Annotated in this window: 21 protein-coding genes, 4 pseudogenes and 1 riboswitch; of the genes and pseudogenes, 9 read left to right on the top strand and 16 right to left on the bottom strand. The window is 68.1% G+C overall.

Annotated features, from left to right (window positions below; translation table 11 throughout):
• Window positions 1–44: 44 nt before the first annotated feature.
• Genes ADT71_RS14610 through ADT71_RS14625 form a run of 4 tightly spaced genes read right to left on the bottom strand, consistent with a single transcriptional unit; the run spans window position 45 to window position 2,819 of the window.
• Window positions 45–695, bottom strand: coding sequence for a MotE family protein (locus ADT71_RS14610; RefSeq protein ID WP_231635892.1), 651 nt, complete (start codon window positions 693–695; stop codon window positions 45–47).
• Window positions 692–1,303 (bottom strand): DUF6468 domain-containing protein, encoded by a 612-nt coding sequence (locus ADT71_RS14615; protein WP_054437923.1) that lies wholly within the window; start codon window positions 1,301–1,303, stop codon window positions 692–694. Before ADT71_RS14615 ends, ADT71_RS14610 begins: the two co-directional genes overlap by 4 nt.
• Window positions 1,300–2,319 (bottom strand): flagellar motor switch protein FliM, encoded by a 1,020-nt coding sequence (fliM, locus tag ADT71_RS14620; RefSeq protein WP_054437926.1) that lies wholly within the window; start codon window positions 2,317–2,319, stop codon window positions 1,300–1,302. The genes ADT71_RS14615 and fliM overlap by 4 nt, the downstream gene beginning before the upstream one ends.
• On the bottom strand, window positions 2,316–2,819 hold the full coding sequence (locus ADT71_RS14625; RefSeq protein WP_054438003.1) for a flagellar basal body-associated FliL family protein: 504 nt from the start codon (window positions 2,817–2,819) through the stop codon (window positions 2,316–2,318). The genes fliM and ADT71_RS14625 overlap by 4 nt, the downstream gene beginning before the upstream one ends.
• A gap of 147 nt (window positions 2,820–2,966) precedes the next feature.
• Here ADT71_RS14625 and ADT71_RS14630 point away from each other — a divergent pair, with 147 nt between their 5' ends.
• The 7 genes and pseudogenes from ADT71_RS14630 to ADT71_RS35760 all read left to right on the top strand — a co-directional run bounded on the left by ADT71_RS14630 (window position 2,967) and on the right by ADT71_RS35760 (window position 9,103).
• Window positions 2,967–3,710, top strand: a complete 744-nt coding sequence (locus ADT71_RS14630; protein ID WP_054437928.1) for a flagellar hook-basal body complex protein — start codon at window positions 2,967–2,969, stop codon at window positions 3,708–3,710.
• 40 nt (window positions 3,711–3,750) lie between these two features.
• Entirely contained in the window at window positions 3,751–4,536 is a 786-nt protein-coding gene (gene flgG / locus ADT71_RS14635; protein ID WP_054437930.1) for a flagellar basal-body rod protein FlgG, read from the top strand.
• A gap of 4 nt (window positions 4,537–4,540) precedes the next feature.
• Window positions 4,541–4,978 carry a flagellar basal body P-ring formation chaperone FlgA gene (gene flgA, locus ADT71_RS14640; RefSeq protein ID WP_054437932.1) on the top strand — a complete coding sequence of 146 codons (438 nt, stop codon included), beginning with the start codon at window positions 4,541–4,543 and terminating at the stop codon, window positions 4,976–4,978.
• Window positions 4,979–5,021: 43 nt separating this feature from the next.
• Window positions 5,022–5,798 carry a flagellar basal body L-ring protein FlgH gene (flgH, locus tag ADT71_RS14645; RefSeq protein WP_054437934.1) on the top strand — a complete coding sequence of 259 codons (777 nt, stop codon included), beginning with the start codon at window positions 5,022–5,024 and terminating at the stop codon, window positions 5,796–5,798.
• 252 nt (window positions 5,799–6,050) lie between these two features.
• The gene (locus tag ADT71_RS14650) at window positions 6,051–6,926 is read left to right on the top strand and encodes a flagellin (RefSeq protein ID WP_054437935.1); all 876 of its coding nucleotides are present in this window, start codon (window positions 6,051–6,053) and stop codon (window positions 6,924–6,926) included.
• 298 nt (window positions 6,927–7,224) lie between these two features.
• Window positions 7,225–7,710 (top strand): annotated as a pseudogene (locus ADT71_RS35755) (MCP four helix bundle domain-containing protein); the annotation flags it as partial.
• A gap of 658 nt (window positions 7,711–8,368) precedes the next feature.
• Window positions 8,369–9,103: a methyl-accepting chemotaxis protein gene (locus ADT71_RS35760; protein WP_054437941.1), complete on the top strand. Its 735-nt coding sequence runs from the start codon at window positions 8,369–8,371 to the stop codon at window positions 9,101–9,103.
• Between the two features lie 58 nt (window positions 9,104–9,161).
• Here ADT71_RS35760 and cobU read toward each other — a convergent pair whose 3' ends face one another.
• The 9 genes and pseudogenes from cobU to ADT71_RS14710 all read right to left on the bottom strand — a co-directional run bounded on the left by cobU (window position 9,162) and on the right by ADT71_RS14710 (window position 17,716).
• Complete coding sequence (gene cobU / locus ADT71_RS14670) at window positions 9,162–9,668, bottom strand: bifunctional adenosylcobinamide kinase/adenosylcobinamide-phosphate guanylyltransferase (protein ID WP_054437943.1); 507 nt, start codon at window positions 9,666–9,668, stop codon at window positions 9,162–9,164.
• Window positions 9,665–11,117 (bottom strand): annotated as a pseudogene (locus ADT71_RS14675) (cobyric acid synthase). The gene cobU and the pseudogene ADT71_RS14675 overlap by 4 nt, the downstream one beginning before the upstream one ends.
• Window positions 11,105–12,043: an adenosylcobinamide-phosphate synthase CbiB gene (gene cbiB / locus ADT71_RS14680; protein WP_054437945.1), complete on the bottom strand. Its 939-nt coding sequence runs from the start codon at window positions 12,041–12,043 to the stop codon at window positions 11,105–11,107. Before cbiB ends, ADT71_RS14675 begins: the two are co-directional and overlap by 13 nt.
• A complete protein-coding gene (locus tag ADT71_RS14685) occupies window positions 12,040–13,011 on the bottom strand; it encodes a threonine-phosphate decarboxylase (protein WP_054437947.1) in 972 nt (323 codons plus the stop codon). The genes cbiB and ADT71_RS14685 overlap by 4 nt, the downstream gene beginning before the upstream one ends.
• A pseudogene (locus ADT71_RS14690) lies at window positions 13,008–13,756 on the bottom strand (adenosylcobinamide-GDP ribazoletransferase). The gene ADT71_RS14685 and the pseudogene ADT71_RS14690 overlap by 4 nt, the downstream one beginning before the upstream one ends.
• A complete protein-coding gene (locus ADT71_RS14695) occupies window positions 13,753–14,334 on the bottom strand; it encodes a histidine phosphatase family protein (protein WP_054437949.1) in 582 nt (193 codons plus the stop codon). The pseudogene ADT71_RS14690 and the gene ADT71_RS14695 overlap by 4 nt, the downstream one beginning before the upstream one ends.
• Window positions 14,331–15,375: pseudogene (gene cobT / locus ADT71_RS30395) on the bottom strand (nicotinate-nucleotide--dimethylbenzimidazole phosphoribosyltransferase). Before cobT ends, ADT71_RS14695 begins: the two are co-directional and overlap by 4 nt.
• On the bottom strand, window positions 15,372–15,779 hold the full coding sequence (locus ADT71_RS14705) for a DUF1636 domain-containing protein (RefSeq protein WP_054437954.1): 408 nt from the start codon (window positions 15,777–15,779) through the stop codon (window positions 15,372–15,374). Before ADT71_RS14705 ends, cobT begins: the two are co-directional and overlap by 4 nt.
• Entirely contained in the window at window positions 15,779–17,716 is a 1,938-nt protein-coding gene (locus ADT71_RS14710; RefSeq protein WP_054437956.1) for a TonB-dependent siderophore receptor, read from the bottom strand. The genes ADT71_RS14705 and ADT71_RS14710 overlap by 1 nt, the downstream gene beginning before the upstream one ends.
• 161 nt (window positions 17,717–17,877) lie before the next feature.
• Window positions 17,878–18,070, bottom strand: a riboswitch (cobalamin riboswitch).
• A gap of 156 nt (window positions 18,071–18,226) precedes the next feature.
• On the opposite strand from ADT71_RS14710, the gene ADT71_RS33700 reads away from it, so the two are divergent.
• Both ADT71_RS33700 and ADT71_RS33705 read left to right on the top strand, forming a co-directional pair.
• Window positions 18,227–18,799 carry a hypothetical protein gene (locus tag ADT71_RS33700; protein ID WP_231635893.1) on the top strand — a complete coding sequence of 191 codons (573 nt, stop codon included), beginning with the start codon at window positions 18,227–18,229 and terminating at the stop codon, window positions 18,797–18,799.
• Window positions 18,756–19,505 (top strand): hypothetical protein, encoded by a 750-nt coding sequence (locus ADT71_RS33705; protein ID WP_231635894.1) that lies wholly within the window; start codon window positions 18,756–18,758, stop codon window positions 19,503–19,505. The genes ADT71_RS33700 and ADT71_RS33705 overlap by 44 nt, the downstream gene beginning before the upstream one ends.
• On the opposite strand, the gene paoC is transcribed toward ADT71_RS33705, so the two are convergent.
• Genes paoC through paoA form a run of 3 tightly spaced genes read right to left on the bottom strand, consistent with a single transcriptional unit; the run spans window position 19,502 to window position 23,309 of the window.
• Entirely contained in the window at window positions 19,502–21,700 is a 2,199-nt protein-coding gene (gene paoC / locus ADT71_RS14720; RefSeq protein ID WP_054437958.1) for an aldehyde oxidoreductase molybdenum-binding subunit PaoC, read from the bottom strand. The genes ADT71_RS33705 and paoC overlap by 4 nt on opposite strands.
• The gene (locus tag ADT71_RS14725) at window positions 21,697–22,647 is read right to left on the bottom strand and encodes a xanthine dehydrogenase family protein subunit M (RefSeq protein ID WP_054437960.1); all 951 of its coding nucleotides are present in this window, start codon (window positions 22,645–22,647) and stop codon (window positions 21,697–21,699) included. Before ADT71_RS14725 ends, paoC begins: the two co-directional genes overlap by 4 nt.
• Window positions 22,644–23,309 (bottom strand): aldehyde dehydrogenase iron-sulfur subunit PaoA, encoded by a 666-nt coding sequence (gene paoA / locus ADT71_RS14730; RefSeq protein ID WP_054437962.1) that lies wholly within the window; start codon window positions 23,307–23,309, stop codon window positions 22,644–22,646. Before paoA ends, ADT71_RS14725 begins: the two co-directional genes overlap by 4 nt.
• Window positions 23,310–23,412: the final 103 nt, after the last annotated feature.

Below are 23,412 nucleotides of genomic sequence, written 5' to 3' on the forward strand. Positions count from 1 at the left end.
GCTTTCGTGTTTCGGAGCGGCTTTCGAAAAAGGGAGGCGCCGTCCTACTGTGCGGCTGGTCCCGCCCCTTGCGGCTTCCCGCCCGAAGCGAGCGCCTGCGGACGCGGCTTTCCGCGCATCGGCGCGGCGGCGGCGGCCGGAGCCTTGATGACCTTGCGCCCCGCCATCGCCATGGAAAGCTCCACGGCCGCGCTGGGAGTCATGTAGGCCATGATCTGCGCGGTGGCGCGTTCGCGCATGCGCTTGGCCACCTGCGTCTGGACCTCGATGTCCAGCTTCTCGAGGATCGGCGCGGCGCGCTGGGGCTTCATCGTCTGGTAGATGCGCGCCAGATTGTCGTAAGGCACGTCGGGCTCGGCCGCGCCGTTACGCCCCGCGGGTTGCTGCCCGCCCTGCGCGGCCTGGTTCTGCTGCATCTGGCCGGCAAGGCGCGTCTCGCCCGCCTTGACCGCCTGCTCCCGCATTTCGAGCTTGCGGCGTTCGGCCGCCAGCACGCGGTCGCGCTGCGAGGTCGCGTCCTGAAGCGAGGCGCCGAGACGCCCGGAATCGCCCTTCCCCGCATCGGCCGGCGGCGCGGCAAGGGCGATGGCATTGGCCACCGCCGCCGCCCCGGCGACCGCGAAGATCAGCCGCGATGGCTGGGTGAGCGAGCGAAGAGGCGACAGCGCGCCTCCAAGCCGGGCGGAAAGCGTCATGCAACCGCGCTTTCACGCGAAGCGCGCGCCGTGGCGATGTCGCGGACCACGCCGGTGGTGTCGCCGCGAACCGCATCGTTGGCCGCCGCTGCGACCTTGCGGCGCGAACGCGTGCGGGCCGGAGCGGGCGCCGCGATCTTCTCGGCCTCGAGGATGCCGGCAACGACCTTCTCGGCATCGGTCTTGACGGTGCGACCGGCGGCCTTGGCGCGGCTGGCCGGCTTGGCGGCGGTCTTGGCGGCCGTGCGCGGCTTGGCGGGCGCACGCTTCTTCGGCGCCTTTTCCTCGACCCTGGGGGTCTGCGCGGCGGCATCCATGATACGGTCGGCCACGGCATTGCCGATACCCACCATCAGCGAGAGTTCGTCGCGAATTTCCTCGGCGGCGGCGATGGCGCTGGCCTGGGCCTTGCCGTCGGTCGCCAGCACGCGCTTGAGATCGCCCAGAACGATGCGGGCCTGGTTGGTCGCACGGTCGATCTGGGTCACGCTGTCGGCAAGCTGGGTATCGCGCATGATCCGCAGGCGGCGGCTCATGCGGGCGCTCTGCACCAGCACGGAGACGCAGAGCAGGATCAGCGCGACGTTGATCACGGTGGTGAAGGTCATTTCGGATACCCCTTGGAAATGTCGGTGGCCATGCGGATGGCGATATTGCTCGAACGCTGGCCGATGTGAGCGCGGCCCAGCGGCACGCCGCCGCAATGGACCTGGAGCGCGTCGTTCGGGCTGTGGCTGAGGGCGATCGTCTGCCCCACCTTGAGGTTCATCACGTCGCGCAGGCTCATCAGCTTTTCGCCGAGCACGACATCGACGGTGACTTCGGTATTATAGAGCTCGCTGGCCATATGCGTGGCCCACATGCGATCGCGGCCGAGTTTTTCGCCCATGAAGCGCTGGAGCAGCTTGTTGCGGACCGGCTCGATCGTGGCATAGGGCAGCAGGACCGAGAACTTGCCGCCGCGCCCTTCCATGTCGACACGGAAAGTGGCGACCGCGGCAATGTTGCTGGGTCCGGCGATGGCGGCGAAGCGCGGGCTCGATTCCATGCGCTCGACCACCATGTTCACCTGCTCGATCGCCTCGAACGCCTGCGACAGGTCGTCAAGCGCGAGCTGCACCATCTTCGAGACCAGCATGGTCTCGATGGTGGTGAAGGCGCGGCCTTCCACCCGCATCGGGCGCGTACCCTTGCGCCCGCCCAGCAGGGCATCGACGACCGCGTAGATCAGGCCGGAATCGACCGTGACGACGCCGTAGTTCTCCCACTCCGTCACCTGGAACACGCCGAACATGGCGGGCAGCGGCACGTGGTTCATGAACTCGCCGAAGCGGGTGGAGGTGATTTCCTCCAGGCTGACGTCGATCGCATCCGAGGTGAGGTTGCGCATGCTGGTGGCGAAAGCGCGCACCATGCGTTCGCAGACCACTTCCAGCATCGGCAGCCGTTCATGGCTGATGACGTTGGATTCGATCACCGCCTTCAGCCCGCTCTTGGGCTGGACCGGCGCGTCACCGTCGAACCCGAACAGGGCGTCGATGCCGGCCTGATCGAAAGTATCGTCGTTGATCGCGCCCATCTTGGGCGGATCGGGCAGGATGAAGTCGTCGAAATCGTCCATCATTGCTGAACGAGGTCCTGGATCAGCACGTCCTTGACCATGCCGGCGCCAAGCGCCTGGGTCGAACGCGTCATCATCTCTTCCTTGATGCGGAACACCGCGGCGGAACCGTTGAGATCGTCAGGCCGCAGTTCGCGCAGGAACGGTTGCAGTGCATCGAGCACGACCGGCAGCTTTTCCTTGACCTTGTCGGCCTTGCCCTCGGCGGCGACGATGATGAAGCGCAGCTTGAGGAAGCGCGCCTGGCTGTCTCCGCCGCGCAGGTTCACGATCATCGGCGGCACTTCGATATAGGATGAAGCACCGCCTTCACCCGCCGGCGCCTCTGCGGCGGCCTCATGTTCGGCGCCGTCGTCGCCGCCGCGCATGAACCACCAGGCCCCGCCGCCACCGGCCAGCAGGGCCAGAACCGCGGCTCCGCCGATCACCAGCATTTTCCGCCCGGGCTTCCTGGGCTCCGGCACATCGACCGGCGTCACGTCGATCACGTCGTCGCTGGACACTTTCATCCCCTTGGCTGTCGGGATGCGCCCCCTCACCGAAATGGTGTCCGCGCATCCGCTTTCGCGATTTCGCCTCTATTATAGGAAAGCCGCGCGGCAAAATCTGCCTAGCGCCGAATATCGAGAACTTTTTCGCAAGGTGCTGGAATGGACGTATCCTCCTTCGTTCTGCTGAGCCACGAGCAGGCCTTGCGCCGGCAGCTCGACATCACCGCCAACAACATGGCGAACACCAATACCGTGGGCTACAAGCGTGAGCAGGCGCTGTTCCACGAATATGTCGAGACCGTGAAGGATGCGCCCGTCCAGGATGCGCGCAAGACTTCGTTCGTGCTCGACTTCGGCGCCGTGCACGACACCGCGCAAGGCGCGTTCCAGTCTACCGGCAACCCGCTCGACGTGATGATCGACGGGCCGGGCTACCTCAACGTGGAAACGCCCGAAGGCGGCGTCGCCTATACGCGGGCAGGCTTCGTGAAGATCCTGAGCACCGGCGAACTGGCCAGTTCCGGCGGCCAGCGCCTGCTGGACCAGAACGGCCAGCCGATCACCATCCCGGCCGACCAGATGAACCAGGTGTCGATCACCGAGGACGGTTCGGTCATGGCCGCGGGCGCCCAGGTCGGCCGTCTCGCCGTCACCAGCTTCGCCGACGAGAACATGCTGGAACCGCGCGGCGACGGGATGCTTACCGGCACCGGCGGCCGCTTCCTCGCCGCCGCGCAGACCAAGCTCAAGACCGGCGGGGTCGAGGCCTCCAACGTCGAGCCGATCAAGGAGACCACCAACATGGTCGAGATCCTCCGCTCGTACCAGACCAGCCAGCGCCTCTCCGCCGACCTCAACGACATGCGCAAGCGCGCGATCGACCGGCTCAGCCGCGTAAGCTGACCCCCGCACAGTCCCACCTCATTTTCACGAAGGAGCCATCATGCGTTCGCTCTCCATCGCTTCGACCGGCATGCTCGCGCAGCAGACCAACGTCGATGTCATCTCGAACAACATCGCCAACATGAACACCACCGCGTTCAAGCGCCAGCGCGCGGAATTCCAGGACCTGCTCTACCAGCAGGTCTCGCGCCCCGGCGCGGCGACCAGCGCCGACGGCACGCGGGTTCCCTCGGGCATCCAGATCGGCGCCGGCGTGAAGACCGGCGGCGTGTACCGCATCACCGAGCAGGGCGCCCTCACCAACACCGGCAACAGCTACGACCTGGCGATCGACGGCCCGGGCTACTTCCAGGTCATGATGCCCTCGGGCGACCTGTCCTATACCCGCGCCGGCTCGTTCCAGCTTTCGGACCAGGGCGAACTCGTCACCACCGACGGCTACCGCGTCCAGCCCGACATCACGATCCCGCAGGGCGCGCTGGGCGTCACCGTCTCCAAGTCGGGCGAAGTGCAGGTGAAGATCGCCGGGCAGACCGAACTGCAGACCGTGGGCCAGCTCGAACTGGCGACCTTCATCAACGAGGCCGGCCTCGAAGCCATCGGGTCCAACCTCTACCTCGAAACCAGCGCTTCCGGCCAGCCGACCGTCTCGACGCCGGGCCAGCCCGCTTTCGGCACCCTGAGCCAGGGCTTCGTCGAAGCCTCGAACGTCAACCCGGTCTCGGAAATCACCTCGCTGATCACCGCGCAGCGCGCCTACGAGATGAACAGCCGCGTGCTCAAGACCGCCGACGAGATGCTCCAGACCTCCACGCAGATAAGCTGAGACCATGCTCACCGCTCTCCTCCTCGCCCCCGCGCTGGCCAGTGCCCCGGCGCTTCCGGCCGGCGAACCCGCGCCGGTTCTCGCCCGCACCGTAGAGCGCGGCGAAGTGCTCTCGAAGGCGGACTTCGTCACCGCGCCGGTGCTGCCGGCAGTGGCCCGCAACGCGCTGAGCCCGGCCGAAGCGGCGGGGCAGGAAGCGGTGCGCCGTCTCAACGCCGGAGCGCCCGTGCGCGCCACCGACCTCACCGCCCCGCACCTCGTGCGGCGCGGCGAGGCGGTGACGATCTCGCTCATTTCCGGCGGCCTCAAGATCACCTCGGCGGGCCGCGCGCTCAGCGACGGCGCCAAGGGCGAACAGGTGCGCGTGCTCAACCTCGCCACCAACCGCACGCTGGATGCCGTGGCCGAAGGCAGCGGCGATGTCCGCATGTCGGTCCAATAAGCGGCGCAGCGGTACCCAGCCCTGCGCCCAAGGAGGCAAGCTCATGAAATCGCGTTTCACGCCGTTCGTTTCCGCGCTGCTCGCCGCCAGCCTGCTGTCAGGCTGCGGTTCGATCGGACGGCTCAAGAACGTCGGCAAGGCGCCGAAGATGTCGGAAGCGGAAAGCCCGGTCGCCCCGCGCCTCCAGCCCTCGCTCGGCAATCACTCCGTCGATGACCGGGCGCTGGCGGGCGGCGATGCCCCGCAGGCGGACGCGGCGCGCGGCGCCTCGTTGTTCCGCACCGGTGGCGGCGCCTTCTTCCGCGACCAGCGCGCCTCCCGCGTGGGTGACATCGTGACGATCCGCATCAACATCGCGGACAACGCCCAGGTCGCCAATTCGACCACCCGCACCCGCAACGGCAGCGAGACCGGCGGGATCGCCGCGCTGCTGGGGCTCGAAAGCCAGATTCCCAAGATCCTGCCCGGCAGCCCCGATCCGGGGAACCTCGTCAGCACGGACTCGAAGTCCAGCGCCACCGGCATCGGCAACACCACCCGGAGCGAACAGATCAACATGACGGTCGCCGCCACCGTCGTCGGCGTGCTGCCCAACGGCAATCTCCAGATTCGCGGCAAGCAGGAAGTGCGCGTCAATTACGAACTGCGCGAACTCGTCGTCACCGGCGTGATCCGGCCCGAGGACATCGCGCGCGACAATTCGATCAAGCACTCCCAGATCGCCGAGGCCCGCATCAGCTACGGCGGACGCGGCCAGCTTACCGATGCACAGCAGGCACGCTGGGGCCAACAGATCTACGACGCGCTCTTCCCGTTCTGAGCGCAGTCCATTGCGAAAATGCATGGCCTCTCCGGCATTGGCCGGAGGGGTTTTCGCACATCTGCAATAACGGTTTCAAACCGACCCTATATTCACTGTAAACTCCGAAAATATTTTCGGCACATCGCCCGCAGTTGTTTTCGAACTTCCTAGAATGAAATCGCAGCCGGAAGATTTCCTGCTGCACGCATGGCAGCGTGATCTGCCGTCTGGCCGCAGAACCGGCCTGTAATTCTAGAAGGAAATGATACAATGGCGTTTTCGGTTAACACCAATGCTGGCGCAATGGCGGCTCTGCAGAGCCTCAACTCGACCAACCGCGGCATGGAAACCACGCAGAGCCGCATCAACACCGGCCTGAACGTTGCTTCGACCAAGGATGACTCGGCGAAGTACACCGTGGCCCAGACCCTTCGCGGCGACCTCGGCAAGCTGAGCGCGGTTACCTCCTCGCTCAACAACGCCAAGAGCGTCACGGACGTTGCGGTTGCCGGTGCAGAGCAGATCTCCGACCTGCTCAACGAGATGAAGTCGAAGACCCTCGAGGCTTCGGACACTGGTCTCGACGTCGAAAGCCGTACCGCGATCTCGAAGGACCTGGTTTCGCTGAAGAACCAGATCGGCACGATCATCGACGGTTCGGACTTCAACGGCACCAACCTGCTGAAGGGCACTGCCGCAGCCACCGACGGCAACGTCAGCGCTCTCCAGTCGATCGCTTCGGGTGCAGCTACCCTGACGGTTGCGAACCAGGGCTTCACCACCAAGGCCGACACGGCCTTCGGTGCGTCCGGTACCGACACCGACATCACTGCCCTGAACGATGCCGACTCGGCAACCGGCGCTGCCGCAGCCACCGCCCTTTCGACCAAGCTCGACACTTTCTTCGACGAAGTTAAGGACAGCCTGAGCGATCTGGGTGCAGCTTCGCGCCAGCTCGAAGGTCAGCAGACCTTCAACAGCAAGCTGACCGACGTGGTCACGACCGGCGTGGGCAACCTCGTCGACGCCGACCTCGCCAAGGAATCGGCGACCCTTCAGGCCCTTCAGGTCCAGCAGCAGCTGGGCGTGCAGGCTCTGTCGATCGCCAACCAGGCGCCGCAGACGATCCTGTCGCTCTTCCGTTAATCGGAGGATCGATGGTCTCCCGGTTCGCCGGGAGGCCAATCGTCAGGAAGGCCGGGATGGTTCACCATCCCGGCCTTCTGTCGTTTCGGGGAGCATGAACCGGGGTGAGGTCGAAAGCGCAGGAGCCAGAATTCCTGAGATCGGCAAACACCATGGACAGGCAGCCGGGCGGACCCTGGAGATAGCCCGGAACCCGCAGTTTTCCGGGAATCCGGGACCAGCGATTCACCCGCCGAACTATAATGATAATGGCGCGCCCATGGCGGGACCGACCCCCCAAGCAGGAACTGGAATACAAATGCTTGATTTTCTGAACAATTGGCGGTTGCCCAAGAAGTTGTGGGCGGCCTTTTCGATCATCAACATCATCATTGCCGTGGTCGGCATCAACGGGTTCTTCGCAACCCGTGAACTCAATTCCATCGCGCAGCAGCATGTCGAGCGCGGTCTTGCAGGCATGTCCCGCCTCGCCGATCTCATCAGCGACGTGAAGGAACTGCGGATCGTCGTCTACAGCTACTACAACGCCAATTCCGCCGAGGACGCCGCCAAGCTGCGCGACCGCCTCAAGGAAGGCGAGGACAAGCTGATCGGCTCGGTGAACGCTTATGCCGAAGTGGCCGGAGACGATTTCAAGGCCGACGTCGACCAGATGCGCGAACGCGCCGTGGCGCTCAACAAGATCAACGACCATATCTTCGAAACGCGCACCAAGGGTGATTTCGACGGTGCGATGGGCCTCATCAAGAACGAGGGCAAAGTCGCCTCGCACGACATGATCGCCCAGACCGAAGGCCTGATCGAGAAGTCGCGCCAGCGGTCCAAGATTGCCGCCGAGGCAGGCGCGCACACCGCGGACGTGGCGATCTACCTTTCGGCCACTCTTGCCATTGTCGGCATGGGCCTGATCGTGTTCATCTGGCTGCTCATCAACCGCACCGTCGCCGCGCCGATGAGCCGTATCGCGGATGTCACCACGACGCTGGCGGAAGGCGGGCGCGCCGATGTTCCCTATCGCGAGCGCCATGACGAGATCGGCGAGATCGCCGCGCCGTCGAGCAGTTCCGCGCCGCCGCCGAGGCCCGCGCCGAGATCGACGCCAAGGCCGCCCGCGAACAGGAAGTCGTCACCTCCACCCTGCGCGGCAGCCTCCAGGCGATCAGCGAGGGCGACCTCACCCAGACCATCTCCGCCGAGTTCCCCCCCGCTTACGGCGAACTCAAGAGCAACTTCAACTCCGCCCTCGGCGCCCTGCGCGACCTCATCGGCGCCGTCGCCGAAAGCGCCGTCGCCATCCGCACCGGCTCGAGCGAGATCGCCCAGGCCTCCGAAGATCTCGCCCGCCGCACCGAGAGCAACGCCGCCAGCCTCGAAGAGACTTCGGCCGCGATCACCCAGATGGACGAGCGCCTGCGCGCCACCGCCGCCGCGCCGGACGCACCGTGCAGCGCGCCGACGGGGCGATGACCGTGGTCGGTTCCGGCCGCGACATCGCCGACGAGGCGGTGCAGGCCATGGGCCGCGTCAGCGAAAGCGCCAAGGGCATCGATTCGGTGATCGAGGGGCTCGACAAGATCGCCTTCCAGACCCGCGTCCTTGCCATGAACGCCGCCGTCGAGGCGGGCCGCGCAGGCGATGCCGGTCGCGGTTTCGCGGTCGTGGCCGATCTCGTCTCGGCGCTCGCCATGCGCTCGGAAGAGGAAGCCAAGCGCGCCCGCGAACAGCTCACCGCGACCCAGACCGACATCGGCACCGCCGTGGAAGCGGTCCAGCGCGTGGACGGCGCCCTGCAGAACATCTCGGGCGACGTCACCGAAGTGCACTCGCTGCTGAGCAACATCGCCAGCGACAACCAGGCCCAGTCCTCGACGATCACCCAGATCAGCGCCACGATCGGCACGATGGACCAGGCCACCCAGCAGAACGCCGCGATGGTCGAGGAAACCTCGGCGGCGGCGCGCAACCTCAACAGCGAGGTCACCTCGCTGTCGGACCGCGCCGCGATGTTCCGCATCGGCAACGAACCGCAGGGCCTGCGCCCGGCGCTCCGCCCCGTGCCTGTCAGCAGCTCGGCCAGCATCCCAACCGGCATCCCGGCCAGCGCGCCGATCCAGACGATGGCCTCGCGAAAGCCGCTGAAAGCGCTCGCCACCGCCGATGACTGGATGGACTTCTAAAAAGCCTGCCTGAAAACCGGAAAGCCGCCCCCGAAAGGGGCGGCTTTTTCCTTGCCGGCTACTTCAGCACCAGCGGCAGCCCCGCCGCGACCAGGACGGCATGATCCACGGTTGCCGCGACCTGCTGGTTGAGCCGCCCCGCCTCGTCACGAAAACGCCGGCCCAGCGAGGTCTCGGGGACGATCCCCATCCCGACCTCGTTCGCCACCAGCACCAGCGGCTTGGGACAGTCGGCGATAGCCCGGCACAGCGCATCGAACCGCGGCTGCACTGCCGCTTCCGCCAGCATGAGGTTCGACAGCCAGAGCGTCAGGCAATCGACCAGCACGGCGTCGGCTTCCCCTGCCGCCTTCAAGATCGCCTCGACAAGTTCCATCGGCGCCTCCAGCGTCGACCAGCGCGGACCGCGATCCTCGCGGTGCCGGGCGATCCGCGCCTCCATCTCGTCATCGAGCGCCTGCCCGGTAGCGATGTAGACCAGGCGGCCGGGAACCCCCTCGACCAGAGCCTGCCCGTGCCGGCTCTTGCCCGACCGCGCGCCCCCGAGAACGAATGTGCTGGTCATGCGCGATACTCCGTAAGGGCCAGCAGGCCGTCGATATCGAGATGGCGCTCCATCCCGGCGGCCAGTTCGTCGAGCGCGGCATCGACACCGGCTCCATGATCGCGCCGGTCGCTTTTCGCGCCGAGGCGCGCAAGCAGTTCGGCGCGCAGATCGGTGGAGGCGAGCAAGCCGTGGCAGTACGTTCCCATCACCATTCCGCTTGCATCGACAGCGCCGTCGGGCCGGTTGCCGCCCAGCATGGCGAAAGGTTCGGCCCGGTGTCGTTCAGTCACCCCCAGGTGCATTTCAAACCCGGTCAGCGGCTTGCCCAGCGCGGTGCCGGAAACCTCGCGCAGGGCCTTGCGATCCCCGAGCACGGTCGTCACGTCGAGCAGGCCCAGACCGGCGATCTCGCCCGCCGCCCCCTCGATACCGAGCGGATCGGCGATGCTGCGCCCCAGCATCTGGTAGCCCCCGCAGATCCCCAGGATCATGCCTCCGCGCCGGTGATGGGCAAGCACGTCGATGTCCCAGCCCTCGGCCCGCAGGAATGCCATGTCCGCCACGTCGCCTTGGAGCCCGGAATCACGATGAGCGCCGCTTCGGCCGGAATCGGCGTGCCGGGCGGGATCATCGCCACGTCCACGCCGGACTCCTGCCGAAGCGGTCGAGGTCGTCGAAATTGGCGATGCGCGGCAGGATCGGGCAGGCGACGAGCAGCTTGCCCCCGGCGCCGCCGAGCCCGCGTTCGAGCACCACGGCGTCCTCGCTCGGCAACCGGCCGACCGCGCCGGCCCAGGGCATGACTCCGTAGCCGCGCCAGCCGGAAAGACGCTCGATCGCGGCGTATCCATCGGCGAACAGGGCCGGATCGCCGCGAAACTTGTTGATGAGGAAGCCCCGGATCTGTGCGGCATCGTCAGGCTCGATCACCGCCCGCGTGCCCGCCACGGCCGCGATCACCCCGCCCCGGTCGATATCGCCGACCAGCACCACCGGCACCCCGGCCTCACGCGCGAAGCCCATGTTGGCGATGTCCCCGGCGCGCAGGTTGATCTCCGCCGGAGAGCCCGCGCCTTCCACCACCACGAGATCGCAGCGCGCCTCAAGCCGGCGATAGCTTGCCATGACTTCGGGCAGCAGGGTCCGCCGCGCCTCCCGGAAATTGGCGCTGCCAAGCGTGCCGCGCACCTCGCCGTGGACGACCAGCTGCGAGGTCCGGTCCGCCTGCGGCTTCAGCAGGACCGGGTTCATGTCGACATGGAGCGGCGCCCGCGCGGCCAGGGCCTGAAGCGCCTGCGCCCGCCCGATCTCCCCGCCTTCCGGCGTGACGGCGGCATTGTTGGACATGTTCTGCGGCTTGAACGGCAGGACCTTGAGCCCGCGGTTGGCCAGCGCCCGACACAGCCCCGCCACCATGACCGACTTGCCCACGTCCGAGCCGGTTCCCTGCAACATCAAGCCAGCCATGCCACTCCCAACGCGATAATTCCCAGCAAGGCGCAGGCCCTGCGATAAATGCCCAGCGCCCGGCGCAGATCGCGCGCGCCCGCTTCCCGGCCCTCCTCCCCGATCCAGGGCTTGGCCGCAAGCACACCGTCGTAGATGATCGGCCCGGCGAGCCGCACGCCCAGCACGCCCGCCATCGCCGCCTCCGGCCACCCGGCATTGGGCGAGGCATGGCGTCCGTGATCGCGCGCCATGACCCGCCACCCGCCGCCACCGGCGAGGCAGATCAGCACCCCCGCAAGCCGCGCCGGAATCAGGTTCGCCGCATCGTCGATCCGGGCCGCCGCCCAGCCATAGGCACGCAGCGGCGGCTCGGGATGGCCGATCAGGCTGTCCGCCGTGTTGATCGCCTTGTAAGCCCAGCCCCCCGGCACACCGCCCAGCAGCAGCCAGAACAGCGGCGCGGCCACACCGTCGCAGAAACTCTCGGCAAGGCTCTCGATCGCGGCGCGAACCACGCCCGCCTCGTCGAGCCCTGCGGTATCGCGGCCGACGATCATGCCGACCGCATGGCGGGCCTCGGCCAGATCCCCTGCCTCCAGCGCGGAGAGAACCGGGCGAACGTGATCGTCGAGACTGCGCGCCGCAAGTGCCGGCCATGCGAGGATAGCCAGCAGCAGCCAGGCCCAGTCGCCCGCCATGCCGCGCACGATCCAGACGATGAACGCGGTGCCCGCCCATACCATGCCGATCAGGCCGAGCATCGCCGCAAGCCCGGCGATCCGGCGCGCCATGTCGGACCAGTCCGCCCGGTTCAGCTTCCGCTCGCAGCCGGTGATGACCCTTGCGAAAAGGCCCACGGGATGACCGATCAGGCCGTAGAGCCGCCCCGGCCAGCCCAGCCCGCCTTCCAGCACCATGACCGCAAAGCCGACCGGCTCGATCACGCCAGCGCCTCGCCAAGCCGGTCAAGCGCGGCGGGATCGGCGGGCACGCCCAGCCGCACCCAGTCGGGATGTTCCGCGAAGGGCCGCACGAGAATGCACGCACGGGCAAGCCGCTCGAACAGTGCCTTGCCCTCGCATCCCGTCACCAGCCGGAATAGCGGGCAGTCGCCCTCGGGCGAAAGGCCGTGACGGCGCAGCACCGTATCGAGCGCCGCGGCGCGGACCGGAAGCTGGCGCCGCGTCTCGGCAATCCACGCACTGTCGCCATAGGCCGCCTCGCCCAGCGCCAGCGCGGCCGAATGCACCGGCCAGCTACCCAGCATCTGGCGCAGCAGCATCATGAGCGCGGGCTGGCCGAGCACGAAGCCGAGCCGCAATCCCGCAAGCCCGAAGAACTTCCCGAACGAGCGCAGCACGATCATCCTGAAGCCGGGTGCCACCGCGCCGGCTACGCTGGCCTCGGGCTGACAATCCGCGAAAGCCTCGTCCACGATCAGGAATCCGCCCGCCTCGTGGATGTGCCTCGCCCATTCGATGACCGCTTCGGGCGCGCGCAGCACGCCGTCAGGGTTGTTCGGATTGGCCATGACGAAGACCTCCTGCCCCCGTGGCACTTCGCCGAATTGCGCCGGACGCGACGGGAAGAACGCCTCCTTGTGCGTGCGATAGGCCGGAACCAGCGCCCGGCCCGGCAGCGCCAGCGCCTTTCCGAGCAGGCGCAGCGCGGTTTCGCTGCCCGGCACCGCACAGCACAGGCCGGGCTCCACGCCGAAATGGCGGGCGGCGGCGGCTTCGAGGCGGGCCAGCGCATCGGGATCGGGCAAGGCGGTCCAGTCTACCGGGGCCTGCGCGGGCCAGGGCAATGGATTGAGGCCCGTGGAAAGGTCCAGCCAGTCCTTCGGCGCGCCGCCGTAGAGTCTGGCGGCCTCGCTCACCCGGCCGCCGTGGAACATGAAGGCGCCGCTCATCGCACCACCAGCAGTGCGAGGAGCAAGGCGGTTTCCACCAATTCGATCCCGGCCCCGTGCCCGTCCCCGGAAATGCCGCCGATCCGGCGTTTCAGCCACCAGCCCCACGCCGGAACCGCAAGGAACACCGCCAGCAGTGCGGGCGCGACCAGCAGCCCGGCGGCCAATGCCGCCACGCTCCAGCCGATGACATGCCCCCAGCCGACGGCGCTGCGAAACCGGCTGCCGAGCCCTTCGTGCAGCGGCGGCAGCGTGAGCGTCCACACCAGCGGTGCGATACGCGCAAGCGGCGGGACAAGCACCAGCGCCCACACCGCTCCGCCCACCTGCCCCGTCATCTGCCCCGCCATGTGCCCTGCCGCCAGCGCGTGAAGCAGGACCAGCTTGGCAAGCAGCTGGAGCACCACCGCAACCACCGCGAAGCTGCCGACATGAGGGTCCGCCATCACGGCGGACATGCGTGCCCGATCCTTGTGCGCCGCGCCCGCACCGTCGGCAACGTCGCCAAGGCGTCGAGATGGAGCGCGCCGGTTATCGCGGCCCAGCCGGCCAGGCCAAACAGCGCCGCCAGCCAGGCGTCGCCGGTGTACATGCCCAGCCGCCACGCCGCCGCCACCGCCGCGCCGACCGCCAGCCCCGCCACCGGGAACCAGCGCATGGACCGCGCGAAATCACCGGCATCGGCCTGGACCGCCGGAAGCGGCAGCCGGGTCAGGAACTGGAGCGCGAGGACCAGCCCCCTCATGCCGGCTTGCCGCTGTCGAGCGTGATGATCTGCGCGGCGGGCAGGTTCTCCCCCGGCCAGATGCGCAGGCTGACGAGCGCGCCATAGGGCAGTTCGAATGCCCAGACCTGCCGATGGTCGAACCCGAACAGCACCGAAAGAGCCGCCCGCATGGCGCCGCCATGCGTGAGGATCAGGCTGGCGCCGTGGATCCCGGTCAGCGCCTCGCCGACGCGGGCACAAAGCTGCGACCAGCGCTCGCCGCCGGGCGGGGCATGGGTTTCCGGATCGTCCCAGAACTGCGCCTGCACCGCCGGATCGAGCTGCTGGGGGGCAAGGCCGTCCCATTCGCCGAAATCGATCTCGCGCCAGCGCGGATCGCGTTCGTGCGGCAGGCGGCGGCTGACCGCGATCTGCGCGGCAGGAATGCTGGACCGGCGCAAGTCCGAAGAGATCACCCGATCGAACGTCAGCCCGCCCGAACGCGTGACGCAGCGCGCCACGCCCGCCGGGGTCGGCGCATCGTCGCGGTGGCCGAGCAGCAGGCCCGGCTCCTGCGGCGCCCCATGCCGCATCAGGTGGACGAGGATCCCGCTCACGCCTGCGCCGTTTCCGCGTCCCTGCCCGCGTCCTTGCCCGCAACCGCCGCTTCGGCGAACGTCGCCATGCCATTGTGCGCGGCGAGCGCCAACGCACGATCTGCGCCGCCACCGCCGCGCCCGAGCCTTCGCCCAGCCTCATGCCCAGTTGAAGCAGCGGATCGAGGCCGAAACGATCGAGCAGGCGGGCATGGCCCGCCTCCGCCGAACAGTGCGCGGCAAGGCAGTGCGCCAGAAACGCGTCATTGTCGGCGAGCAGCGGCGCCATCGCCGCGCAAGTGATGAACCCGTCGAGCAGGACCGGCACCCGCAAGTGCCGCGCCGCCAGCACCGCGCCCGCCATGGCGGCGATCTCCCGTCCGCCGAGACGGCGCAGGGTCTCGAAGGCGGTGCCGCAATGCCGGCCGTGCAGCGAAAGCGCGGCCGCCACCGCCGCGGCCTTGCGCGCCAGCCCGTCATCGTCGAGCCCGGTGCCTCGCCCGATCCAGTCCGCCGCCTCGCCCCCGAAGACCTGCGCGGCGAGCGCGGCGGCAGGCGTGGTGTTGCCGATGCCCATCTCTCCCACGAACAGCAGTTCGGTATCCGCCGCTACCGCTGCCGCACCGGCGTTGAGCGCGGCCAGGCAATCCCCCTCGCTCATGGCGGGCATGCAGGTGATGTCGCCGGTCGGTCGGTCAAGATCGAGCGGCACCACCGCAAGTTCGGCCCCGCAGGCCGCGGTCAGCGCATTGATCGCCGCGCCTCCGGCTCGGAAGTTGGCGACCATCTGCACCGTCACTTCGGGCGGATAGGCGCTCACCCCGCGTGCGGCGACGCCGTGGTTGCCTGCGAAGATCACGGCGCGGATCAGATCGGCGCGCGGATGTTCGCGGCCCTGCCAGCCGGCCATGAACACCGCGATCTCCTCCAGCCGGCCGAGCGAGCCCAGCGGCTTGGTCAGTTCCGACTGCGCGCGCGGGCGGCCTCGGTAGCCGCCGCATCGGGCGCGGGAAGCCGGGCGAGTGACGCCGCGAAGGCGGCAGGATCGGCGAAACGGATCATGAGCAGATGAAACCTTCAGGCGGCGTGCGGGTGATGAAGTGGCCTTTCACGCCCTGCGGCCACTCCCGATAAGGCACCTGGCCTTCCTCGCTGGCAGCATGGCGCACGGCATATTCGAGGATCGCACGGGCAGCCTGCTCGTCCGGCGCGAAGTCACCCAGCACATAGCCGAGCTTGCCCGGCGCCCGGATCGCCACGGTGCAATGGCGCTGGCAGGCGAAGAGGCAGGGCATCTCGTGAACGGCAACGCCCTGCAGGTCGGGCTCCGCCGCCTGCACGTCGCGCATGGCCTCGGCCAGCAGCGCACCGCCGCGCTGGCCGTTTTCGTCATCGCGTGCCTCGGCGGAGTGACGGCATGTGCTGCACACCAGCACGGCGGGACCGGGTTCGACGGGGCGCAGCATCAGAACCGGCTCCTCAGCCCGAGGTACAAGGTGCGGCCGAGCGTGCCGTAGCCGCTCACGGTCTCATAATTCTCGTTGCCCACGTTTTCGATACGTCCTTGAAGAATAAGGCCTTCCCTGACCTGCCACTGCGCGCGCAGGTCCACCAGCCAGTAGTCGCCGAGCATGGCGGTGCCGGTGGCGGCGTTGTAGCTCTCGCCCGAATAGCGCGCGGCCACGCTGGCGCGCAGGCCCTGCGGCAGGTCCACGCCGGCCTCGGCATTGGCGAGGTGCCGGGGCACGCGCTGGAGCTGGCGGCCGTAAGTGCTGCTGCCCGCTGTGCGGTCCTCTGCCTCTATCAAGCTGTAGTTGCCCTGGGCGAAGAGGATGCCCCATCTGGCCGAAGCCGCCAGCTCCAGCCCGCGCGCGTGGCTCGCCTTGACGTTGGCGTAATAGCCGAAGCGCGATGTCGTGGTGCCGGGAACGTAGCACACGTCCGGCAGGGCGCCGCTGGTCGGGCAATAGGCGAAATCGATCAGGTTGTCGGTGTCCCGCTCGAACCAAGTCGCGGAAATGCGCAGCACTTCGCCGAAACCCTGTTCGGCGCCCACTTCCCAGCCCCTGGCCTTCTCGGGCCTGAGATCGGCCGCGCCGTAGAGGCTGAACAGCTGATAGAGCGAGGGCGCCTTGAAACCCTCGTCATAGCTGGCGCGCAGCACCGTGGCGCCGGCGTTGGGCGTATAGACCGCGCCCGCGCTGAACACCGTGCTGCCGCCGAAGCGCGACTGGTGATCGTAGCGCGCGCCCCCGTTGAGCGTCAGCCCGGCCAGCGGTGTCAGGCGCAGTTCGCCGTAGACGCTGTCCGTATCCGCCGTGGTGGGGGTGAGAACATAGGCCGCCGTGCTGTTGGAGGGCGAGGCGGTGGTCATCCGCTGCTCCTCGCGCTCGGCGCCAAACACGGCCTGCACCTCGTCCGAGAACGCGTAAGTGCCCTGGTACTCGAAGCGGCGCACGCGGCCATGGGCGTCGAAGGTGATGGGGCGGATCGTCCGCGCGGGGTCGTAGTTTTCGCGGTCGGTCTCGGTCTGGAGCACGGCGACGCGGTTGGCCAGCCTGCCGCCCGCCAGTTCGAAATTGAGCCCGGCATAGCCCGACCATTCCCCGGTCCGGCCATAGGCCCGTGAATCGCCCGAGGTGCCGTCGAAATCGTTCTTCGAATCCGACCAGTAGCCGCGCAGGTCCAGCGAGACGCCCGGCGCAACGCGGAAGGTCATGGTGCCGCTTGCGGAACTGCGCCGGTAGCCATCGTCCTCGGTGCCGTTGGACCGGGCCGAGATGCCGTCGGTGGTGAAGCGGGAGGCGGAAATCCGCCAGTCGATCGCCTCGGAGGTGCCTCCCACCCCGGCGCGGGCCGAAACAGTATCGTGAGTTCCGGCCTCCAGCGCGAAGCTGCCTTCCAGCGGCTCGGTCGGACGGCGAGTGCTGACATTGACGACCCCGCCGATGGCATCGCTGCCCCACAGGATGGACTGCGGTCCGCGCAATATCTCGATGCGGTCGATATCGTCGACGAACAGGTTGGCGAAACCGTATCCCCCTGCCGTCGAGGAGGCATCGGACAGGCGCATCCCGTCGATCACCATGACGGTCTGCCCGGCATCGGCGCCGCGAATGCGCAGCGAGGTGGTGGTGCCGTAGCCACCGTTGCGCGACAGGCTGATACCTGGCGTGCGCAGCAGCGCGTCGGTCAGCGCGATGGGCTGGGCGGCGACGATCTGCGCCTCGTCCAGCACGGTGACGGTGTCGGCCACGCGGTCGGCCGCAACCGGCGTGCGCAGCGCGGTAACGACGATGCGCTCGCCGGAGGACGCGGCATCGGCCTCCTCGGCCAGCGCCGCGAGAGGGTGACAGGCCAGCGCAAGAGCAAGGGTGCTGGCGGCGGGTATTCGGCAGTTCACGGCATGTCCTTCAAGCGAGCGTCGAACCGCCGGGTCGGCGACTCGCGCGAAAGGCAGCAGTCGTTCGGCAGGCGACGACAGGCCCTTTCGCGCCGGGAGCCGGCACGGCAGTGGCTGTCGTTGCGCGAGGATGGCCCTTCGCCCGGCTCACCCTGTCCGGTCGAAGAACGACTGCGGCAGGCAGGTCTCCTGGCTCACGGGTCAATGCCGTTTCGGCCGCCTTCTCAGGGATTTGCACCCCCAATGGCGAAATGGCCGCACGGCTCTCCGCTTACAGTTGCAGGGGCAGCCCGGGTCTTGAACCCGCGTTCCCTTTTGATCCCCTCGCGGGGAACCTGTCGCAGCGGCGGCCCTATCGGGTGGCGGTCCGGCGTGCAAGAGCGCGCTGCTTGCGCAGCCTTGCGAAGTGCCATAGGTCCGGCCGCCGGAAGGGGGGAACCGAACCATCATGCACCACTGCCGAGCCTTTCCGTCCGGGCGATATCCGTGCCTCCGCGCGGTGGCTGCCCGATGACCGCCTGCCCCGCCCTGCTCGTCGCCGCGCCGTCCTCGGGACAGGGCAAGACGCTGGTGACCGCCGCCCTCGCCCGCCGCCATGTCCGTGCCGGGCGCCGGGTGCGGGTGTTCAAGTGCGGGCCGGACTTCCTCGACCCGATGGTCCACCAGATCGCCAGCGGCGCGCCCGTCCACCAGCTGGACCTGTTCATGTGCGGCGAAGACCAGTGCCGCGCGCTGCTGCACGAAGCGGCGCTGGAGGCCGACCTGATCCTTGTCGAAGGGGTGATGGGCCTGTTCGACGGCACCCCGTCCTCCGCCGACCTCGCCCGGCATTTCGGCCTTCCGGTTATGGCGGTGATGGACGGTTCCTCCATGGCGCAGACTTTCGGCGCGCTCGTCCACGGTCTGGCGACTTACCGCGACGATGTGACCCTCGCCGCCGTGCTCGCCAACCGCGTGGGCAGCGAACGCCATGCCGAACTGCTGGAACGCGGCCTGAGGGAAGGCGTGCAATGGCTCGGCGCGATGCGGCGCGACGAGGGTGCCGGCCTGCCGAACGTCATCTCGGACTGGTGCAGGCCGTGAAGTCCCCGATATCGAAGCGCGGATAGACCGCGCCGCCGATCTCCTGCCCGAAAGCGCCCTGTGGCTGCCGGAACCGGTGTCCTTCCCGGCCGCCCCGCGCCCCGCCGCGCCGCCGCCCTCGCTGGCGGGCCGGCGCATCGCCGTGGCCCGGGACGAGGCGTTCGGGTTCATCTACCCGGCCAACCTCGCCTTTCTCGAAAGCGCGGGCGCCCGGCTGTCATTCTTCTCGCCCCTGCGCGACACGGCGCTGCCGGAATGCGACGCGCTCTGGCTGCCCGGCGGCTATCCCGAACTTCACCTCTGCGCGCTCACCGCGAACCGGACGATGATCGGGGCCATACGGGAGCATTTCCTGGCCGAACGCCCGATCCTCGCCGAGTGCGGCGGCATGCTCTACGCCTGCGAACGGCTGGAGGACGCATCGGGCACGAGTGCACCGATGCTGGGGCTGCTGCCCGCCCAGGCCAGGATGCAGCCCCGGCTTGCCGCACTGGGCATGCAGGAAGCCGAACTCGGCGGCCACGCAGTCCGCGGCCACACGTTCCATTACTCCATGCTGGAAACCGGCCTTGAACCCGCAGCGCTCGCCCGCACGCCGGACGGGCGCAAGGGCGAGCGGATATTCCGGCAGGGCTCGCTCACCGCGAGCTACATGCACTTCTATTTCCCGTCGGCGCCGGAACTGATCGCGGCACTTTTCGGCTAGGCAATCGCCGGCAGCTTCGCGAGGTGCTTGTCCAGCGTGATCGGATAGTCGCGAATGCGGACGCCCGTCGCGTTATAGACCGCGTTGGCCACTGCCGCCCCCACGCCGCAAAGCCCGAGTTCGCCCACGCCCTTGGCCTTCATCGGCGAGACCTTGTCGTCCGCCTCGTCCAGGAACACCACTTCCTGATGCGGGATGTCGGCGTGGACCGGCACTTCGTATCCGGCAAGGTCGTGGTTGACGAAGAAGCCGAAACGCTTGTCCACCGCCAGTTCCTCCATCAACGCGCCGCCCACGCCCATGGTCATCGCGCCGATCACCTGGCTGCGCGCGGTCTTGGGGTTGAGGATGCGCCCGGCCGCGCAGACCGCCAGCATCCGCCGCACGCGGACTTCGCCGGTATAAGAATCCACTGCCGCTTCCACGAAGTGCGCGCCGAAGGTCGATTGCTGGAACTTCTTGGCGAGATCGCCCCACTGCATCGTCTCTTCGGCAACGAGTTCGCCCGATTTCGCGGCATCGGCCAGCCGTGCCGAACGGTTGCCCGCGCGAATCTCGCCATCGGCGAATTCGGCCGCCTGCGGGTCCATGCCGAGTTGCTGCGCCGCCATCTCGCGCAGCTTCACGCAGGCCGCGTAGACCCCCGAAGTCGCGCTGTTGGCGCCCCATTGCCCGCCCGAGCCCGCCGAGGCCGGGAACGAGGAATCGCCCAGCTTCACGCGCACTTTCTCCACCGGCAGGCCCATCATCTCCGCCGCGGTCTGGGCGATGATGGTGTAGGAGCCGGTGCCGATGTCGGTCATGTCGGTCTCCACCGTGACCATGCCGTCACCCGACAGGCGCACGCGCGCCGCCGAAGTCATGTTGATGTTGTTGCGGAACGCCGCCGCCACGCCGAGCCCGACGAGCCAGCGCCCGTCACGCACTTGCGCCGGTCTGGCGCTGCGCCGGTCCCAGCCGAAACGCCGCGCGCCGTCCTCGAGGCAGCGCACCAGGTTGCGCTGCGAGAACGGCCGCTCGGGATGCTCGGGATCGACCTGCGTATCGTTGAGCACGCGGAACTTCACCGGGTCCATGCCCAGTTTCTCGGCCATCTCGTCCACCGCGATCTCCAGCGCCATGAGCCCCGGCGCCTCGCCCGGCGCGCGCATGGCGTTGCCTTCGGGCAGGTCGAGTTCGGCCAGCCGCAGGGCGGTGAGGCGGTTCGCACCGGCGTAGAGCAGCTTGGTCTGCTGCGTCGCCCCTTCCGGCCCGCCGCCGGGCAGATCGCCGGACCAGCTTTCGTGGCCGATGGCGGTCAGCTTGCCGTCCTTCGTCGCGCCGAGGCGGATACGCTGGATCGTCGCCGGACGGTGCGTGGCATTGTTGACCATGAACGGGCGCGGCAAGGCGATCTTGACCGGCCTTCCGCAAGCCTTGGCGCCCAGCGCGGCCATCACCGCATCGGCGCGCAGGAACAGCTTTCCGCCAAAGCCGCCGCCGACATAGGGAGACATGACGCGCACCTTCTCCGGCGGCATCTTGAACGTCGCCGCCAGTTCCCGCTTGTTCCAGGCGATCATCTGGTTCGAGGTCCAGAGCGTGAGCGCATCGCCTTCCCACCAGGCGATCGTGGCGAAAGGCTCCATCATCGCGTGGTTGTGATCGGGCGTGGTGTAAGTCTGGTCGATCTGCACGGGAGCCGCGGCGAAAGCACCCGCGAAGTCTCCGGTGTGGGTGTCGGCATCGTTGCCGGTCAGCGGCTGGGCGCCCGGCTTCTCCTTGGCGAGATCGAAGCGTCCCGCCGCGCGCTCGTACGTGATCCGCACAGCATTGGCGGCAGAGCGCGCCTGTTCGAAGCTTTCCGCCATCACCACGGCAAGGGCCTGATGGTAATGATCGATATTGGGCCCGCCCAGCAGCTTGGCGGTGTTCATGCTGCCCTTGCCCAGCGGCTGCGCGTTCTCGGCCGACACGATGGCCAGAACGCCCGGCATCCGCCGCGCGTCGTCCGCGTTGAACGTGGCGATACGGCCCTTGGCGATCCCGGCACCGATCACGAAGCCATAGGCGGGCTTGCCCGGCACCTCCCGGTGCTCATAGGCATAGGGCGCCTGTCCGGTGGTCTTGAGCCTGCCGTCCACGCGGTCGACGGCCTTGCCGATCACCTTCATCGCATCGATGGGATTGGTGCCTGCGGGCGTTTCGAACTTCATGCCCTGTTCTCCGCGATGAGAGCCGCCAGCGTGCGCTCGGCCAGCGTGATCTTGAAAGCGTTCTCGTGCGTGGGACGAGCGCCCGCGAAAGCCGCGCGTGCCGCCGCGCCGGCACCGGCAGGCAATTGCGCATCGGCAGCCTCCACCCGCCACGGCTTCGGCGCAACGCCGCCGAAGGCGACCCGGCCGCTGCCGTCCGCGTTCAGCACCGCCGCGACCGAGACGAGCGCGAAGGCATAGGAAGCACGGTCGCGAACCTTGTGGTAGAAGTGGCTGCCGCCGATCGGGGCGGGCAGGGTCACGGCGGTAATCAGCTCGCCGGGCTGGAGCGCGTTCTCCACATGCGGGGTATCGCCGGGCAGGCGGTGGAATTCCGCCACCGGAATGCTGCGCGTCTTGCCGCCTGCATCGACGGTTTCCACCGAGGCATCGAGCACGCGCAGGGCCACGGCCATGTCGCTGGGATGCGTGGCGATGCAGGCATCGCTCGTGCCGATCACACCGAGCTGGCGGTTGACGCCGCCGATCGCCGCACAGCCCGAGCCGGGCCGGCGCTTGTTGCACGCCTGGTTGGTATCGTAGAAATAGGGGCAGCGCGTGCGCTGGAGCAGGTTGCCGCCGGTGGTCGCCTTGTTGCGAAGCTGGCCCGATGCCCCCGCGACGATGGCCCGGGTCAGCACGCCGTAGTCCTTGCGCACCCGGCGGTCCGATGCCAGCGCGGTATTGCTGACCAGCGTGCCGATGCGCAGGCCGCCGTCCTTCGTCTCCTCGATCCGGTCCAGCCCGAGGTCCTGCACGTCGACCAGATGGGTCGGCGTCTCGATCTCCAGCTTCATCAGGTCGAGCAGGTTGGTGCCGCCCGCGATGAACTTCGCGCCCTTTTTCGCGGCGACGGCAGCGGCGGCAGCGGCGGGCGTCCGCGCCCGTTCATAAGTGAAGGCCCTCATGCTTCGACCTCCGCATCGTGGGTTTCGGCGATCCGCACGCCCGCCACTTCGGCCATGGCCTCGGCGATGTTGGAATAGGCGCCGCAGCGGCAGATATTGCCGCTCATGCGTTCACGCATTTCAAGCGCGGTAATCTCCGGCGCGCTGCCGACATCGGCCTGCACATGGCTGGGAACGCCCGCCCTGATCTCCTCCAGCACCGCCACCGCAGAGCAGATCTGTCCCGGCGTGCAATAACCGCACTGGAAACCGTCGTGCTTGACGAAGGCCGCCTGCATCGGATGCAGGCCATCCGGCGTGCCGAGCCCTTCGATCGTGGTGACTTCGTCGCCTTCGTGCATGACCGCCAGGCTCAGGCAGGAATTGATGCGCGTGCCGCCCACCAGCACCGTGCAGGCGCCGCACTGTCCGTGGTCGCAGCCCTTCTTGGTGCCCATCAGGCCGATATGGTCGCGAAGCGCATCGAGCAACGTGGTGCGCGTATCGAGCAGGAGCGCCTGCGGCTTGCCGTTGACCTTGAACGTGACTGCCATCGACGGGGGCTGCTGTGCCATGGGTGCCGCTCCTTCCGCGACGGAAGGAATGGCGGAAATTCCGACGCTTGCCGCGCCACCCGCCAGAACCGCCCGTCTGGATACCTCGAAATGCGCCGTTTCGCTCATTGCCCGTCCTTTTCGCACCATGGGGACGCATGACCGTCCATCTGGCACGATAACGCACAGGCGCGCCAAACGGCACTGCGCTAAATCGCATGCCGTCATGAAC

Source organism: Novosphingobium sp. ST904 (assembly GCF_001298105.1).
Lineage (GTDB): Bacteria > Pseudomonadota > Alphaproteobacteria > Sphingomonadales > Sphingomonadaceae > Novosphingobium.